15 protein-coding genes are annotated in these 15,056 nt (G+C 59.9%); 3 read left to right on the top strand and 12 right to left on the bottom strand.

Features of this window, described 5'->3' with window-relative positions:
• Window positions 1–103: 103 nt before the first annotated feature.
• Complete coding sequence (locus ACZ9BX_RS16070) at window positions 104–724, bottom strand: type IV toxin-antitoxin system AbiEi family antitoxin domain-containing protein (RefSeq protein ID WP_476218859.1); 621 nt, start codon at window positions 722–724, stop codon at window positions 104–106.
• 303 nt (window positions 725–1,027) lie between these two features.
• Here ACZ9BX_RS16070 and ACZ9BX_RS16075 point away from each other — a divergent pair, with 303 nt between their 5' ends.
• Together ACZ9BX_RS16075 and bfr are read left to right on the top strand one after the other, a co-directional pair.
• Window positions 1,028–1,402, top strand: coding sequence for a (2Fe-2S)-binding protein (locus tag ACZ9BX_RS16075; protein ID WP_476218860.1), 375 nt, complete (start codon window positions 1,028–1,030; stop codon window positions 1,400–1,402).
• Complete coding sequence (bfr, locus tag ACZ9BX_RS16080; protein WP_027512212.1) at window positions 1,368–1,853, top strand: bacterioferritin; 486 nt, start codon at window positions 1,368–1,370, stop codon at window positions 1,851–1,853. The genes ACZ9BX_RS16075 and bfr overlap by 35 nt, the downstream gene beginning before the upstream one ends.
• A 407-nt stretch (window positions 1,854–2,260) precedes the next feature.
• On the opposite strand, the gene ACZ9BX_RS16085 is transcribed toward bfr, so the two are convergent.
• The 8 genes from ACZ9BX_RS16085 to rsfS form a co-directional block, all read right to left on the bottom strand.
• A complete protein-coding gene (locus ACZ9BX_RS16085) occupies window positions 2,261–4,816 on the bottom strand; it encodes a spermine/spermidine synthase domain-containing protein (RefSeq protein ID WP_476218861.1) in 2,556 nt (851 codons plus the stop codon).
• On the bottom strand, window positions 4,813–5,565 hold the full coding sequence (locus tag ACZ9BX_RS16090) for a protein-L-isoaspartate(D-aspartate) O-methyltransferase (RefSeq protein ID WP_476218862.1): 753 nt from the start codon (window positions 5,563–5,565) through the stop codon (window positions 4,813–4,815). The genes ACZ9BX_RS16085 and ACZ9BX_RS16090 overlap by 4 nt, the downstream gene beginning before the upstream one ends.
• A gap of 402 nt (window positions 5,566–5,967) precedes the next feature.
• Window positions 5,968–6,501, bottom strand: a complete 534-nt coding sequence (locus ACZ9BX_RS16095) for an RNA pyrophosphohydrolase (protein WP_476218863.1) — start codon at window positions 6,499–6,501, stop codon at window positions 5,968–5,970.
• 11 nt (window positions 6,502–6,512) lie between these two features.
• Window positions 6,513–7,706, bottom strand: a complete 1,194-nt coding sequence (locus ACZ9BX_RS16100) for a divergent polysaccharide deacetylase family protein (RefSeq protein WP_132562096.1) — start codon at window positions 7,704–7,706, stop codon at window positions 6,513–6,515.
• A 79-nt stretch (window positions 7,707–7,785) separates the two neighbouring features.
• On the bottom strand, window positions 7,786–9,108 hold the full coding sequence (locus tag ACZ9BX_RS16105) for a S41 family peptidase (protein ID WP_027512208.1): 1,323 nt from the start codon (window positions 9,106–9,108) through the stop codon (window positions 7,786–7,788).
• Window positions 9,098–10,510 (bottom strand): murein hydrolase activator EnvC family protein, encoded by a 1,413-nt coding sequence (locus ACZ9BX_RS16110; protein WP_476220042.1) that lies wholly within the window; start codon window positions 10,508–10,510, stop codon window positions 9,098–9,100. The genes ACZ9BX_RS16105 and ACZ9BX_RS16110 overlap by 11 nt, the downstream gene beginning before the upstream one ends.
• A 141-nt stretch (window positions 10,511–10,651) precedes the next feature.
• Window positions 10,652–11,134 (bottom strand): 23S rRNA (pseudouridine(1915)-N(3))-methyltransferase RlmH, encoded by a 483-nt coding sequence (gene rlmH / locus ACZ9BX_RS16115; RefSeq protein WP_476218864.1) that lies wholly within the window; start codon window positions 11,132–11,134, stop codon window positions 10,652–10,654.
• A 116-nt stretch (window positions 11,135–11,250) separates the two neighbouring features.
• Window positions 11,251–11,724: a ribosome silencing factor gene (gene rsfS, locus ACZ9BX_RS16120; RefSeq protein ID WP_086997271.1), complete on the bottom strand. Its 474-nt coding sequence runs from the start codon at window positions 11,722–11,724 to the stop codon at window positions 11,251–11,253.
• Window positions 11,725–11,898: 174 nt separating this feature from the next.
• On the opposite strand from rsfS, the gene ACZ9BX_RS16125 reads away from it, so the two are divergent.
• The gene (locus ACZ9BX_RS16125) at window positions 11,899–12,276 is read left to right on the top strand and encodes a winged helix-turn-helix domain-containing protein (RefSeq protein WP_086997268.1); all 378 of its coding nucleotides are present in this window, start codon (window positions 11,899–11,901) and stop codon (window positions 12,274–12,276) included.
• Here ACZ9BX_RS16125 and modC read toward each other — a convergent pair whose 3' ends face one another.
• The 3 genes from modC to modA are packed head-to-tail and all read right to left on the bottom strand — an operon-like array spanning window position 12,277 to window position 14,881.
• Window positions 12,277–13,341 carry a molybdenum ABC transporter ATP-binding protein gene (gene modC, locus ACZ9BX_RS16130; RefSeq protein WP_476218865.1) on the bottom strand — a complete coding sequence of 355 codons (1,065 nt, stop codon included), beginning with the start codon at window positions 13,339–13,341 and terminating at the stop codon, window positions 12,277–12,279.
• Window positions 13,341–14,039, bottom strand: a complete 699-nt coding sequence (gene modB / locus ACZ9BX_RS16135) for a molybdate ABC transporter permease subunit (RefSeq protein WP_476218866.1) — start codon at window positions 14,037–14,039, stop codon at window positions 13,341–13,343. The genes modC and modB overlap by 1 nt, the downstream gene beginning before the upstream one ends.
• A 50-nt stretch (window positions 14,040–14,089) precedes the next feature.
• Window positions 14,090–14,881 (bottom strand): molybdate ABC transporter substrate-binding protein, encoded by a 792-nt coding sequence (modA, locus tag ACZ9BX_RS16140; protein ID WP_476218867.1) that lies wholly within the window; start codon window positions 14,879–14,881, stop codon window positions 14,090–14,092.
• Window positions 14,882–15,056 lie beyond the last annotated feature (175 nt).

The raw sequence follows: 15,056 nt of genomic DNA on the forward strand, positions 1-15,056 counted from the left end.
CGCCAGGGCGGCCAGCCATAGGAAGCTAATCTGGCGTAGCGCGGGTATATCTCTCCGATCCAGGAGCCGGGCGCGCACCGATGCTCCGACGTTTTTCTTCGGTTCACGCGCCATCAGCCACCGTCGCTTCAACATAGGGTCGCATGATCGACCAGATTCTTGCCCTCTTCGCATATGTCCAGAGTTCGTCACTTGTCGTCTTGCGCTGCCGGAGCCCCTCGCGCAGCCCCTCCATCGCAACATCGAGGCCAACTTTCGTCCGATAGCGGAAGCAATCGACGATCGAATGCGCCGGATTTGTGATCGGCACCTTGACCCCCTCGATGCAATGCCGTTCGACGCCCTCGGTATGAGCGGCGCCGGTGAAGCGTACGAAACGGATAGGCGGATAGTCGATCTTGGGGCGCCAAGCCGTTCGATCGATGGCCATCCAGACCGCCGACGGCGTTTGCAGCGTCAGCTCATGAAATTGCAGCGCCGAGGTCAGGCAGACGATCCCTTTCGGCACTAGCGCCGATGCCTCGGCCAGAGTATGTCGTGCGTCGGCCGCAGCGTCGGGAAGTTGGTAAAGGCCGCGCGCCGGACGAACGACTTCTTCATCTCGCACGAGACGCGCGAGCGTCTCTGAGCCAATGCCGTTCGCGACGAAATGCTTCAGCCGCAGCATATGTCGGGCCTTCAGGAGTTCCAGTGCGCGAGCCCGTTGGGTGCCAGCCGTGTCCATTTCCGTGATGTTTCCTCTGCCAAGACTCATAACAGCAGAGGTTTTAACACTCTCGCGCCTCTGAAAAACACCATGCTCACCTGCTTTGTCCAAAACTGGAGCAAATGGAGGTCAAGTATGAACGTACGGCCAGAGCCTGCCACTACGTCAGCCATTAAGCCCCAGCGGCATGTTCTCTTCGCAAAACGTAGGCAGGTACGCGAGTGCCAGCGGGAGCGGGAAACCATCGATGCCAGACGAGAGGTTTTTGCCACCATGTGAACGCCAAACAAAAATCCATATGCATTCCATCTCGATTTTTTCTTGACAGTCCCCATCTTCTTTTGCAGAAAACACGATAGTCAGTGTCATGTTTGGAATGAAGACGTGCTCGTTTGCAGCTGCAATTATATAACCGACAAGGAAATCCGGGAGGTTATCAACAGCCTTCTCGATGAAGACTGTTGGCAGCTTATCGTGCCTGCGAAGGTCTATCACGCCATGGAAAAGCGCGGCCGTTGCTGCGGCTGTTTCCCTAATGTCGTCGATCTCATCATCCGGACGACTGAGGAATATCATGCCTGTCGCCACTCGACGGATGATGAGATATTTGATTTCATGTCCCGCCTGAAACAATTCCACGAAGAAACCAGGAGAGCGGACATTGAAAGGCGACAAAAAAGTCATCGAGCGGCTTAACGAGGCACTCTTCCTCGAACTTGGCGCGGTCAACCAATACTGGGTTCACTACCGCCTGTTGGAGGACTGGGGCTATACCAAGCTTGCCAAGAAGGAGCGCGCCGAATCCATCGAAGAAATGCATCATGCCGACCGCCTCGTCGCGCGCATCATCTTCCTTGAGGGCCATCCAAACCTGCAGACGCTTGCTCCGTTGCGTATCGGCCAGAACGTCAAGGAAGTTCTGGAGGCCGATCTTGCCGGCGAGTATGACGCCCGCACAGCCTACAAAAAGTCGCGCGACATCTGTCATGACGCGGGGGATTACGTCTCCATGAAGCTCTTCGAAGAGCTCCTTGCGGATGAAGAGGGCCATATCGATTTCCTCGAAACGCAGCTGGACCTGCTCGAGAAGATCGGCGAAGCCAAGTACGGTCAGCTGAACGCCGACTCTGCCAACGAGGCCGAGTGACTGAACCTTCAAAGCCAACCGGCCGCAAAAATGCGGCCGGTTGGCTTTTCACGTCGAGGACGCGTGTTGCGGCAGGATTAATTCGCGGGAACAGTGCTCTTCCCGTCTCCGGTGGCGAACGAGGGCATTACCTTATGGCGGTGCCCCACGCCGTCGGGAACCTCGGCCCCTTGCGCCTGCTTGGCCGAGGATCCAACCTTCCCACTGACCAATAACCTTATCATCCGGCACGCCGTCACCACGCGTCGTACCATCGAATTTGGCAACGCTGCCGTAGCCGGGCAGCAACGTCGCCGTATCACTGACGGGCTCCGGTGCCGATATTATCCAACGGCTACCGTCGCAAACAGCGACGCACTGCCAGCGTTTCTGTCGATCGATGCTCCAGTCACAATGTGCGACGAGGGCTACGGACATCGTCCCCTCCCGGATTTGATCGGCGCACTCGCTAGCCGGATCGGGTTTCCAGACGCTGGTTCAACCCGCGCCCGGTCTCGATCTGGAACAAAGCCTTGCGGCGTCTGCTGATCGTATGGGTCCCACGACCCGGCGAGTAGGGCCGGGGCGACAAGATAGAGGATGGTGGCGATCACCACGACGCCAGTGAACCCGATATGCATGGCAAGCAGTACGGCGAGGATTGCGCTCAGCACCGATGCACAGCCATTGATCCCCCACGCCCAGGGAATAAACGCCTCCGAGCAGGCGCCAACGTGACCGAGGCCGAGGGGGAAGGGCATGCCCATGAAGATGGCGAGTGGCGCTATGAGGAGGAGTGCGATCGCGATCTTCGCGGCATCCGGGAGTGCGAGCAGCCGTTCGAATACCAAAGGCAGCGCGAGCAGGTAGGTGGTAGCCAGGCATGCGATCACCACGACGGCGAGTGCAATGCCGCGCACCGCTGATCCGCGTCCGACGACCGCCATCCAGCGTGCGGCTACGGCGCTACCGAGACCCGCGAAGGCAAGGAATCCCGCAAGCACGACGGCGACAGCGTAAAGCGGATGGCCGAGGAACAGCACGAAGCGCTGAATGAAGGCGATCTCGATGAAGAGGAAGGCCAGGCCCAAGGAAAGGAAATAGAGCCCGAAGCGCAGCCGATGTACTCCTCTCCCGAGTGCCCGCCGGCGAAGCCAGAGCGGCAGCAGAATCAGGACGGCGCTGAGGATCGCCGCCTGGACGAGCGTCGTCGCCAGGATCAGGTAGCCCCAGTCGAGCATCGCTGCCCCACCTTGCGTGCGCAGCGTCAGGAGTTCGGGCAGGGCGCGCCAGCGGAAAAAATCGAAGAAATAAGGCCGATCGTCAGTGGCGGGTGCAATATCGAACTTGTAGCGCTCGATGAAGTCTGCCCGCTCGGGGCTGAGGAGAGCGAGGGCTCCTTCGTAGAGATACTCCTGGTCGAGCTGGTTGTAGCGGTTCACGTCGGCCGACGAGATGCCCGGCGCCCAGGAAATGTCAAAGAAATTCTCGGCCGCGAAGCCGCGGATGGCTGCGACGTCTTCGCCGGTGAACGCCGACCTGGCGACGAGGAGGGTTGCAGTGTTCCAGCTGCGGATCAGCGCAAGGTGCTGGCCTGCCTCGGCCACGCCATCAGCTTCAAGCGCTGCGGTAGCGGTGGCGAACAGCTTGAGGATGTCGCGTGGCGGCGCCCGCAGCCATCGCGTGACGGCAATAATACCACCCGGTCTCAGCACTGCGAGGTAATCCCGCAGCGCCTCCAGCGTGTAGGTGTAGTTCTCATGCATGGTCTGTACGCCGGCCGCGGCCGCACTGAAAGAGTCAAGGAGCGGCATCTGGATCAGGTCGTAACGCTCGCCAGTAGCCGCGGCGAAGGCGCGCGCCTCGGCCAAATGCAGATGCACGTTTGGGCGGCTAAAGATGCCGCCGGCGAAATCCGCGAAGCGATTGCGAGCAAGGTCGATCATCTGCGGGTTAACCTCTACGGCATCCACGGTGTCGGCTCCGGCGCGCAGCGCGAGCAGCACCTGCTCGCCGCCGCCGACACCAAGGATCAGCACTCGCGGTCGCTTAAGGAGGCGGTACGGGAGCGCCGCTGTTGTCCGATCGAGATATGCGACTGTCGTGGGATCGCCGCCATAGGCGGTGATCGTCGTAATACTGTCGCCATCGGTGAAGACGGCGAGTTGCGCGGGCGGCTCTTGGGTGTTGGCGAGGCTGAGGCCCGGCGCGTACCGGAAAGGCACGGTCGGGCTCTCGACGACCGTCAGCAGTCCCAACGGGCTTGATCGCTCCTCGGCCACTCGCGCGTTCGGCACTTCGAGAGCCATGCGCAGGCCCTTGTACTGCGACATGTGCGGGCCGGGGGCCGTCCAGGACGGTGGTAGCCACACCGCGATGAGCAAGGCTGCAACCCCCAAACTGCCGACGGCGAGCCACCGATGACGAGCCATGTCCGTCGCGGCGAGAGCAGCCGCAGCGAATCCCAGCGCTGCGACGAAATACAGTGCCGCAGGGGGAGGGACAAGGAACAAGAGCCCGACGGTGCCCAGCGCGCCGATCCCTGCGCCAACCAGGTCGAAGGCATAGACGCGTCCAATCTGGCCAGGGTGGCGGATGAAGGCAAGGCCGATACAGGTTGCGCCGAAAAAGAACGGCAGAACCAGGAGAGCATAGCTGGCCGCGAGCCAACCGAGCTGCCCCGGATTCCAGATAATCTCGAGCGCGTTGAACGGAAGCCGTTCGGCACCGGCGACACTGGCAACCGCAGTAGTGCTGAACAGGGCTGCCGACGCTGCGAACGCGGCGGGATAGCGATCCACCAGAGGGCGGTGGGCAAGCGCAAGGAATGTACCGCTCGCGCCGAAGCCCAGGAGCGTGATGCTTATGATCATATAGGCGAAATGATGCCACTGAATGATCGAGAAGAGCCGCATCAGGAGCACTTCGTGGGCAAGGGTCGCCGCCGATATGAGACCGACCGGCAGCAGGCGACCCACTCTCATCGGGCCTGACCTCCCCTCAGTGGCACAAAGCTCACCGGCAACAGCTGCCGGGTCGTGATGCTTCCGTCCACTCGCTTCTCGACCAGCATGAGAAACTGGGTCGCGAAGGGACCTCCGACGGGGACGACCATCCGGCCGCCCCGTGCGAGCTGTTCGACCAGCGGCGGGGGGATGTGGCTGGCAGCAGCAGTCACCACGATCCCGTCGAAAGGCGCGTGCGCAGGCCAACCATAGTAACCGTCGCCTACCTTCACCTCGACATTGTCGAAGTGGAGCTCCGCGAGCCGGGCGGCTGCCCGTTCGCCCAGTTTCGGTATGATCTCAATCGAGTAAACCTTTGCTGCGAGCGGCGACAAGACGGCTGCCTGATAGCCCGAGCCAGTGCCGATCTCAAGGACAACGTCACTAGGGCCGACGTTGATCAGGTCGGTCATCAGCGCGACGATGAAGGGCTGCGAGATTGTCTGACCGTATCCGATCGGCAGTGGTCGATCTCGATAGGCCGCCCTGCGCAGCTCCTCGGGCACGAAGAAGTGGCGCGGCACCTTCCCCATGGTCTTCAGTACCACCGGATCGATGCCCTGGCCCTCGACGGCTGACGGCGCTGAGCGAGCGTGCAAATTGATTGTTTCGATCATCGCCGTACGCTCGGCGAGGCGATCCTGAGCGGACGCAGATGTCGAAACCACAGCGGCAGCGCCCGCCAGAACCGCGGCCAATAACGTTTGGCACTGGGCTAGTGGACGCATGAGCTCTCTCCCGTCCAAGGCAAAGAGTATAGTCGCTGCGGAGGCAATTTTGAACAGGGTTCGCTTGGCTCTCAGCCGCTCTTCGGCTTGAGACTTCGCAACAAAAGCGACGTGGCTGATAGAAAGTGGCCGCGTCTACTGTAACCCCCCACCCTCGATGAATTGCAGAACCTTCAGCCCCGCGAAATCAAAAGATTCTCCATGTTGAACAGGATTGGAAAAGGGAGGCGTCGGGAGGCGAAGCAGGACTGCCGTTGAAGGGCTTACCGGTGGCTATCCTGTTTTCTTCAAATTTCCGAGCTTGAACAGGAAAGGCCAAAATCATCGACGGTAAGCCTTGGGCGTCCTCGGTTGTTCGGGGACCGGCAAATTGGATCTGGACCCGAGAGACTGCTGCCGCCGTCAGTCCGCCGCTCGCAGGTCGGCCAAGTGGCTGAATTCCGATACGACCCGGTCGTAGACGCCGCGTTTGAAGGGCACGATCAGCCCAGGCAGCTCGTGCATGGATTTCCACTCCCAGGCATCAAACTCTGGCTCGTGGCCGCCGGGCGGCGGGTTGATGGCGATTTCGCTTTCGTCGCCTTCGAAGCGAAAGGCGAACCAGCGTTGCGTCTGGCCGCGAAACTTCCCCTTGAGGCCGATGCCGATCAGCTGCGGCGGCAGATCATAGTTGATCCAATCCCTGGCCTCTGCGAGCAAGGTCACCGTTCTGATGCCGGTTTCCTCGTACAGTTCGCGGTATGCGGCTTCGAGCGGATCTTCGCCCTTGTCGATACCGCCTTGCGGCATCTGCCATAGCTGAGGCGAGCCATCATATTCGGAATTGCCATCCGGAATGCGCCGCCCCGCCCACACGAGCCCATTGCGGTTGAGGATCATCACACCGACGCAGGGACGGTAAGGAAGGTCTTCGGCTTTGACTATCGCCTGATTCACGTGGGTGCTCCTCAAGGATTTTTAGGGTCTGTAGCAAGAGCAGCAACACCGACGATCTCAATGCCGCGCATGCCCGCCTCTTCGCTCCATTTGGAAATTGCGTCAATACTCTCGTCGAAAGCCGACGCAACGCCAATTGCCTGGCCGTTCCGCTTGGCAATGCGCTCGAGCTCGTCAAGCTTCTTCAGGATTGAATTGACATCAACCTGACCGTCGAGCTGCAGATCCGCAAAGGCATAGGGAAGCTCTGTTCCCTTCGCCACAGCTTCCGTCTTTGATTGCGCGGAAGAACCGTCGTCGAGAAACAGCAAGCCGCGCTTGCTGATATCGCGCATCACCGGCTCCATGGCATCGGGATTTGAGAGGAAGCGTCCGCCCAGGTAGTTCATGATTCCCGTATAATTGGTGATTTCGGCCATCGCGCGATGCAGGTTTTCGATGTTCTTTCCCGGTGACTTCGAAATCAGCAGCGTTTCCGGGCCGGGATTGTTCGCCGGGTAATCGAAGGGCTCCAGTGGAACTTGCATGAGGATCTCATGACCGTCGCGGCGCGCTTCCTGCATCCAGCGCTGCAGGCTGTTGCCGCTCGCGGCGAATGCGAGGGTGACTTCCTCCGGAAGTTTCTTGATGGCGCGCTGCGTACCCGTCTGACTGAGACCGAGACCGCTGACCACGATCGCCACACGGGTGCCGCGTGCGCCGGACCATGGACGCGCATACTGATCCATCGGGCGACGGCCATCCGGCCCGATGATGGGTAGGCGGCCAAAAGGGCCGTCCTCCAGAAGGCTCTCATTCGGCATCGCTGCCATGCGCGGATCCTGGCCGACCTGCATGGCGTCCACTAGAACCGGGCCGTTGTCATCGCGTGGCCGCGGGCTGTATTTGGTCACAACAGAGCCGTCCCCGGTCACCATCTGCTCGACATTCGCACCCGAATGCGGATCGGAGCGAGGCATGCCATTTGCGGCCTGGCTCTGCGTCGGGAGTTTCTGGACGGCATCCGTTGGAGGTGACGCCGCTGGATCGGCCAGAGGCGGCTTTGTCCGCTGAAGGCCATCGTCACTGAGCATCGTGTAGAGAGAAAAGCCGCCGATCGTGATCAGGCAGAGGCTAGCGGCAATCCGGCCGATCCGCAGGACATTCGGCCGCTTTCGGCCAGCCTTGCGGTTCTGGCCCAATGGTGCATGCAAATCCGTTCCCAATTTCCTCGCCCGCTCCAAAACCGGGAAGCAGCAAAAAATCAGGCCGGATCAAAAATCCGGCCTGATGACCTATGAAAGTTTACTTGGCGGAAACCGCCTTGTCCGGATTCGGGGGGAAGGCCGGGTCGGTCTTCTTGCCGCGAAGCAGGTCGAGCGCAAAATTCAACTGCACGTCGTTCTTCGGATCCGGGGGAACATAGGCAACAGAACCGGAGCCTTCATCGGTCTCGCTCTGACCCTTGATATGGCCGCGCAGGCTGGATTCGCCCTCGGTTGCCATCTTGTCCTTCAGATCGTCCGGCAGCGGCTCTTCGACCTTGATGTCCGGCGTAATGCCGGTGCCCTGAATCGAGCGGCCCGACGGTGTGTAGTAGAGCGCGGTTGTCAAGCGGAGTGCGCCGTTTTCGCCAAGCGGAATGATCGTCTGGACGGAGCCCTTGCCGAAGGACCGCGTGCCGAGAACAGTCGCGCGGCGCAGATCCTGCAGGGCACCGGCGACGATTTCCGAAGCGGAGGCCGAGCCGCCGTTGACGAGCACGATCACCGGCTTGCCATCCGTGAGATCACCCGGGCCGGCATTGAAGCGGCGGGTTTCGTCCGGATTGCGGCCGCGGGTCGAGACCACCTCGCCGCGCTGCAGCAGAGCGTCAGAAACCTTGATTGCCTGATCAAGCAGACCGCCGGGGTTGAGGCGCAGGTCGAGTACGTAGCCCTTCAGCTTGTCGGCAGGAACCGTCGCCTTGATCTTGGCGATCGCCCTTTCGAGGTCCGGGTAGGTCTTTTCGGTGAACGAGATGACCCGGAGATAGCCGACATCATCCTCGACACGAGACTTGACGGCCTGTACGGCGACGATGTCGCGAACGATCGTCAATTCGATCGGCTTATCCGCACCTTTGCGGATGAGCGTGAGCTTGATCGGGGTGTTGACGGCGCCCCGCATCTTTTCGACAGCTTCTTCGAGCTTCAATCCACGGACGGACTGGCCGTCGATCTCGGAAATATAATCGCCCGCAAGAACGCCTGCCTTGGCGGCGGGCGTATCGTCGATCGGCGTGATAACCTTGACGAGTTCGTCTTCCATCGTCACTTCGATGCCGAGACCGCCGAACTCACCTTTCGTCTGGGTGCTCATGTCCTCGGCATCCTTGGCATTCATATAGCTCGAATGCGGATCGAGGGACGAAAGCATGCCATTGATGGCATTTTCGATGAGTTTGTCTTCCGCCGGCGGCGTGACGTATTGGGCGCGGACGCGCTCGAAGACGTCGCCAAACACGGAGAGTTCCTTGTAGGTGGATGCTCCGGCCGCTTCGGCCGGCACCCCAGCTGCATAAATAACGCCCATGGCGGTCGCACCCATCAATGCGCCGACCAGAACAAGAGAAGCCCTACGAATCATTGCGTGCCTTTCCAGTGTCTTTGGCGGACCACCACGGTCGGGAATCGACCGGTTTTCCGTCTTTTCGAAATTCAATGTAAAGCGTTGGGCGGTTGGTTTCCAGCGCCAATGCTGTCGCGCTCGCGACTCTTTTTGCACCCATCACCGCAAGCGGCTCACCGGCAAAAACGAATTTTCCCTGGCGGGTGCTGATCAGGTCCATTCCAGAGAGAACCAAGTGGTATCCGCCGCCTGCATCGAGGATGATCATCTGGCCATAGCTGCGGAAGGCGCCGGCAAAAACCACCAGTCCGTCTGCCGGCGCGGTCACCACAGTATCCGGATTGGTGGCCAGCGTCATTCCCATGGCCTCGTGTCCAGTGCCATCGGCGTCGCCAAATTGGCGCAGAATATCGCCCGCCACGGGCAGCTCCAATTTCGCCTTCAATTCTCCGAACGGATATGCGGGCGCAATGCGGTTTTTATCAGGCACGCCGCTCTCGGCCAGGGCCCTAGCCTGAGCTCGCTGCTCGTCCGTGAGGAGTTTCCGGTTCTCTTCCTCACGGCGGGCTGCTTCAGCGGCCTCGCGTACAGAGGAAATCTCGGATTCCATCGAAGTCACAAGGCCTTCGAGCGTTGTCGCCTTGGCCGCCAGCTCCTCAGAGCGTCTCTTCTCCGCTTCGAGATCCGTAGCATTGCTACGGCTCAATTTATCATTTTCGGCGAGGAGCAGATCCATATGCCGCTCTTCCTCGATGCTGTTCGTCATCGTAGCGGTAAGATTTGCCTTTTCCTCGGCACTTGCTGCCTGCAAGGCTGCGAGATTGGCCAGATCTCCGGCAAGCTTATCAGTCTCCCTGCGCATGCCGGGCACGACGGCACCTAGCAGGATTGCGCTGCGCACCGAGGCAAGCGCATCGTCCGGTGTCACAAGGAGAGCGGGCGGCGGATTGCGGCCCATGCGCTGAAGGGCGGCGAGCACTTCAGCAAGCAGGCCGCGGCGCTCATGAAGCGAGCGGTGGATAGCGTCTTCCTTGACACCGAGATCGGCGAGCTTCTTCTCGCTTTCGAGGATCTGCGTTTCGAGCGTCTTGCGCCGTGCGGCGGAATCGATCAGCGCCTGGCGGATACTCGTGCTGCTTTTGTCCAGATTCGCAATGCTCTTCTGCAGCGCGATCACTTTATCTGACGAAAGATTGATCGTTCTTGATAAGGCCTCGAGTTGGGTGCGGGTCTCGTCACGTTTTTTTGCGAGTTCTGCGGCCGGGTCTGGCAACGGCTTAATCGCATCGGCGGGCTGTTCAGGTGCTCCGGCCGCCGCCGGCGCCGGTGTGTTCTGGGCGAAGGCGCCTGCTCCGCCAAAATCGAACTGGACGAAAATCGCCGTCACGCAGAAGCCAGCCGCGAATGCGGGTAGGATCAGTCGCTTTCGCTTGCGGGCAGTTCTCGTCATGCGGGTTCAGGGGTAACTTTCAAATCGCGCGGAGACTAGGCTGATTTGGCGTCATTTGCCAGAAAGATTGGTGGATAGGGCCGCACGTGGCAAAACACGGCTGCGTGACCATCAGGCACGGTGATAGGGGTGACCGGAGAGGATAGTGACGGCACGGTAGAGCTGTTCGGCGATGAGCGTTCTCACCAACTGATGCGGCCAAGTCATCTTGCCGAGGCACAGCGTCATGTCGGCACGGTCGTAAAGCGCGGGATCAAGGCCGTCGGCACCGCCGATGGCAATTATCAGATCCCGTTTTCCCTGGTCGCGATAGTTGCCGAGGACGTTTGCAAAGGCTTCGCTATCCAACGCCTTGCCGCGCTCATCGAGAAGAAGGAGAACACTGCCTTCGGCCAGCGTCTTTTGCAGCATGGCGGCCTCCTCCCGTTTGCGCGTTTCTGCATTCGAGGCGCGGCTCTCGGCAACCTCGGCCACGCGTGAGAATTCGAGACCAACCACGGGACCAGCCTTGGCAAAACGGTCAAAATAGCGGGCCGCAAGATCCTTCTCGGGGCCGGATTTGAGCCGCCCCACTGCAAAAAGACCAACCCGCATTCACCCGCTCCCGTCATGCGCCGCGAAGGCACAGTACCGGCTCTCTCGGCCGGGCTCTCATGTTTCCGGCCTGTTCAAATGCCGCGTCTCAGACGCCGGACAACCCGGACCGCCTATCAGTGCCGCGTTTCTTCGTCCATATCCGGCGCTGCCCACATCTTTTCGATGTTGTAAAACTCGCGGATTTCGGGGCGGAAGACGTGCACGATGATATCACCGGTGTCGATCAGGACCCAATCACCGCCCTCCTTGCCCTCGACGCGGGCTGTACCGAAGCCCTCGTCTTTCAAGTCGGTGAGCAGGTGATCCGAGATCGCCAGGACATGGCGGTTCGATCGGCCGGAGACGACGACCATATAGTCGCCCAGCGCAGATTTCCCGGTAATGTCGATGGTGACGATATCTTCGGCTTTGGAGTCCTCAAGGCTCGTGAGGACAGCTTGCAGAGCGCGGGCGGCGGCATCGGCGCCACGTTCCAGGCTCTTCGGGACAACGGCGAGCGTTCTTCCCTTGGCGTGTACTGTTGTCAGTGCTTTTCCTTTCCTGCAATAAACAACATGCGCATCACTGATTTGGGCGAACCAAATCATGGTTAAGATAGGCACTAAACCGTTAATCTTTCAAGACACGAGCCGGTTATTCATTTCGCGATGACTTAGATTCGCGTTCAAGATTTAATATTGTTACCGGCAGCGAAGGCGGCTGTGTACAGCGCCAACGGCCAAGCGTAAAGTGTCCGCGATTTTCCGTAACCGCAGAACTGCATGGACAGCGCCGCCAGACATCAACTCGTTCCCATCCTGCGCATCAGCTTTCCGCATGAGGATCGCCTGGGTCGCGGCAAGATGGAACTCCTCGAGCACATCCGCGAAACCGGCTCGATTTCGGCAGCCGGCAGAGCGATGGATATGTCTTACCGGCGCGCGTGGTTGCTTGTCAGCGACATGAATCGCATGTTCAAGGTGCCGGTGGTCGAATCCCAGCGTGGCGGCCAAAGGGGCGGCGGCGCCGCACTGACGCCATTTGGCGAGGAGTTGCTGTCGCGCTTCCGGCATATGGAGGAGGCCGTGCGAACAGCTCTTGCGGGTGATCTTGCCTGGCTGGAGGGCAACCGCAGTCAGGCAGAGGCGGTTAGGAAATAGTCAAGGCTGCAGCGCAACAGTCTTGATGACAGCAAAGACAGGCTTGTCGGATGCCAGATCGAGCCTCTCAGCGGAGAGTGCCGTGATGCGCGACAGGATGATATCGCCGCCGCAGTCGATCTGCACCTCGACCGTTCCGTCTTCCGCAGGCGATATCTGCCGTATGATACCGTCGATAATATTCAACGCGCTTAAACCTTCCGGCCTGACCGTCGCCAGCATGACATCTCGGGAAGGAATGTGGACGCGAACGCGCTTGCCCGCCGATACCGTAGCGCCCGGGACATAAAGGTGCGATCCTTTTAATACGAGCGTCGCAAGGCGATGCTTTTCATCGAGGCTTTCGACAATGCCTTCGAGAAGCGCACCCGCTTCGCGCCGGTCCTCGGCCGCCGAAGGACGGCTTAGCACATCGGTTACGCTGCCTGCCGCCTCAACCTTGCCTTCTCGCATCACGACGACCTGATTGGCAAGGCGTGCCACTTCGGAGATCGAATGGCTGACATATACGATCGGGATCTGTGTCTCATCACGCAGGCGTTCGAGATAGGGCAGGATCTCGGCTTTGCGGGCGTCATCAAGCGCTGCGAGCGGTTCGTCCATCAGCAAAAGACGCGGAGAGGAAAGCAGCGCGCGGCCGATCGCCACACGTTGCTTTTCTCCGCCTGAGAGGTTGGAAGGGCTTCGGTCGAGCAGGTTTTCAATGCCAAGCAGATCCACGATATGGTCAAAGCTGCCGGTCCGCGAAGCCTTCGGCGCGAACCAGCTTCCATAACAGAGATTCTTGCGAACGCTCAAGTGCGGAAACAGTCTTCCGTCCTGGAAGACATAGCCGAAACGGCGGCGATGTCGGGGGACGAAGATGCCTTTCGCCGTATCGGTCAGCGGCATCCCGTCGAGGATGACCCGGCCTTCATTCGGCCGGACCAGGCCGGCAATGATGCGGATCATCGAGGTCTTGCCCGAGCCGGACCGGCCGAAGAGGGCCGTCACACCGACTTCGGAGGTAAAAGCGGCGTCAAGGGCGAAGGTGCCGAAGCGGTGTCTGGTTTCGATAGTGAGCATCACTCCGGATCGATCCTCCGGCCCGCAAGATGCGCCATGAATTCAGATGCCAGCAGTGCTGCCATTGAGATGACGATGGCAACCAAGGTAAGACGCATGGCGCCGGCGTCGCCGCCAGGAACCTGGGTGAACGTATAGATGGCGGCAGACAGCGTCTGCGTCTCACCCGGGATGTTCGAAACGAAGGTGATAGTCGCGCCGAATTCGCCCATGGCCTTGGCAAAGGCTAAGATCATTCCGACGATGATCCCGGGCAGTGTCAGCGGCAGGGTGACGGTCAGGAACACCCAGAGCGGGCTTGCGCCGAGGGTGCCTGCCGCTTCCTCGATCCTGCGGTCGATCGCCTCGATCGAAAGCCGGATGCTTCGGACCATCAGCGGGAACCCCATAACGCCGCAGGCGAGCGCTGCGCCCGTCCAGCGGAAGGAAAAGACAATCCCGAAATACTGATCCAGCAAGCTGCCGATCGGTCCGCTGCGGCCGAAGAGGATTAGAAGAATGAAGCCGGTCACGACCGGCGGCAGGATCAGCGGCAGATGAATTATGCCATTGAGGACCGATTTGCCATAGAAGCGGCCGCGGGCAAGAAGCAGCGCGACCGCGATGCCGAACGGCAAGCTTGCGAACATGGCGACAACGGAAACGCGCAGGCTGAGCAAGATCGCCGTCCACTCATCATTGCTCAGGCCAAAATCCAAGTTGGGTGTCTCCGATAGGTCTCAGCGAAACTGCAGGATAAAATCCCGCTTCACTTTAAAATCGCAAAGCCCTGCGCAGTAAAGAAGGGTGCGGCCTTATCCGACTTTAGAAACTCGAGATAGGCAACGGCATCCACGTTCCTGCTGCCGGCAAGTAGCGCAATAGGATAAATGATCGGCGGATGCGAATCGGCCGGAAACGTGCCGACGATTGCGACGCCTTTATCGGCTGCGGCATCTGTCTGATAGACAATGCCATAGGGCGCTTCGCCACGGGAGACGAGGGCAAGAGCGGCACGCACGCTTTCTACACCGGCAATCTTCGATTCCACCGATGTCCAGACGCCGAGCTTTTCGAGCGCGGCTTTGCCGTATTTGCCGGCGGGGACGGATTTCACCTCTCCCATGGCGAGCCTGCCATCGCCAAGAAGACCGGAAAGATCGAACCCCGGCTTGACACTGACCTGCTTTGCCTTGTCGGCGGCAGTCACCAGCACGATGCGGTTGCCAAGCAAGTTTGCGCGAGTGTCTTCCTTGATCATGCCTTTCTTGGCGACGTAGTCCATCCAGTCGCGGTCGGCAGAGATAAAGATATCGGCTGGTGCACCATTTTCGATCTGCTTGGCGAGCGCGGAGCTCGCTGCATAGGAAGCGACGGCTTCCTTCCCGCTTTCTTTTGTCCAAGCTGCGTTTGCGGCATCAAGGGTATTCTTGAGGCTCGCCGCCGCAAAGACGACAACCTTATCCGCAGCGCTTGCCGACTGCGGCAGCCCTGCGGTGCCAATCCAGGCCGCAGAGATCATCCCGATTATGCGCTTCATCCATTCCCGACGATTATGCATGCTTCACTCCACAGTCCGAAATATCGAGATGAATATATCGATATAGATGGGATTGGCTATCGATATGTTTTCAAAAATATATTGCACAGGTGCGATAAACTGTTGTCGTTTGCCGAGCACGCACGACGCCGTTGACCGGATATCCAGTCTTCGAGCGCGGCAAGCGGTTGGTTTG

Source organism: Rhizobium sp. USDA 3886 (assembly GCF_056279785.1).

What these genes read in the sequence shown, in the direction of transcription:
- ACZ9BX_RS16070 (WP_476218859.1), bottom strand. Translation starts at nt 724, where the DNA reads ATGGACACGGCTGGCACCCAACGGGCTCGCGCACTGGAACTCCTGAAG.
- ACZ9BX_RS16085 (WP_476218861.1), bottom strand. Translation starts at nt 4,816, where the DNA reads ATGAGAGTGGGTCGCCTGCTGCCGGTCGGTCTCATATCGGCGGCGACC.
- ACZ9BX_RS16090 (WP_476218862.1), bottom strand. Translation starts at nt 5,565, where the DNA reads ATGCGTCCACTAGCCCAGTGCCAAACGTTATTGGCCGCGGTTCTGGCG.
- ACZ9BX_RS16105 (WP_027512208.1), bottom strand. Translation starts at nt 9,108, where the DNA reads ATGATTCGTAGGGCTTCTCTTGTTCTGGTCGGCGCATTGATGGGTGCG.
- rlmH (WP_476218864.1), bottom strand. Translation starts at nt 11,134, where the DNA reads ATGCGGGTTGGTCTTTTTGCAGTGGGGCGGCTCAAATCCGGCCCCGAG.
- rsfS (WP_086997271.1), bottom strand. Translation starts at nt 11,724, where the DNA reads ATGATTTGGTTCGCCCAAATCAGTGATGCGCATGTTGTTTATTGCAGG.
- ACZ9BX_RS16125 (WP_086997268.1), top strand. Translation starts at nt 11,899, where the DNA reads ATGGACAGCGCCGCCAGACATCAACTCGTTCCCATCCTGCGCATCAGC.
- modC (WP_476218865.1), bottom strand. Translation starts at nt 13,341, where the DNA reads ATGCTCACTATCGAAACCAGACACCGCTTCGGCACCTTCGCCCTTGAC.
- modA (WP_476218867.1), bottom strand. Translation starts at nt 14,881, where the DNA reads ATGCATAATCGTCGGGAATGGATGAAGCGCATAATCGGGATGATCTCT.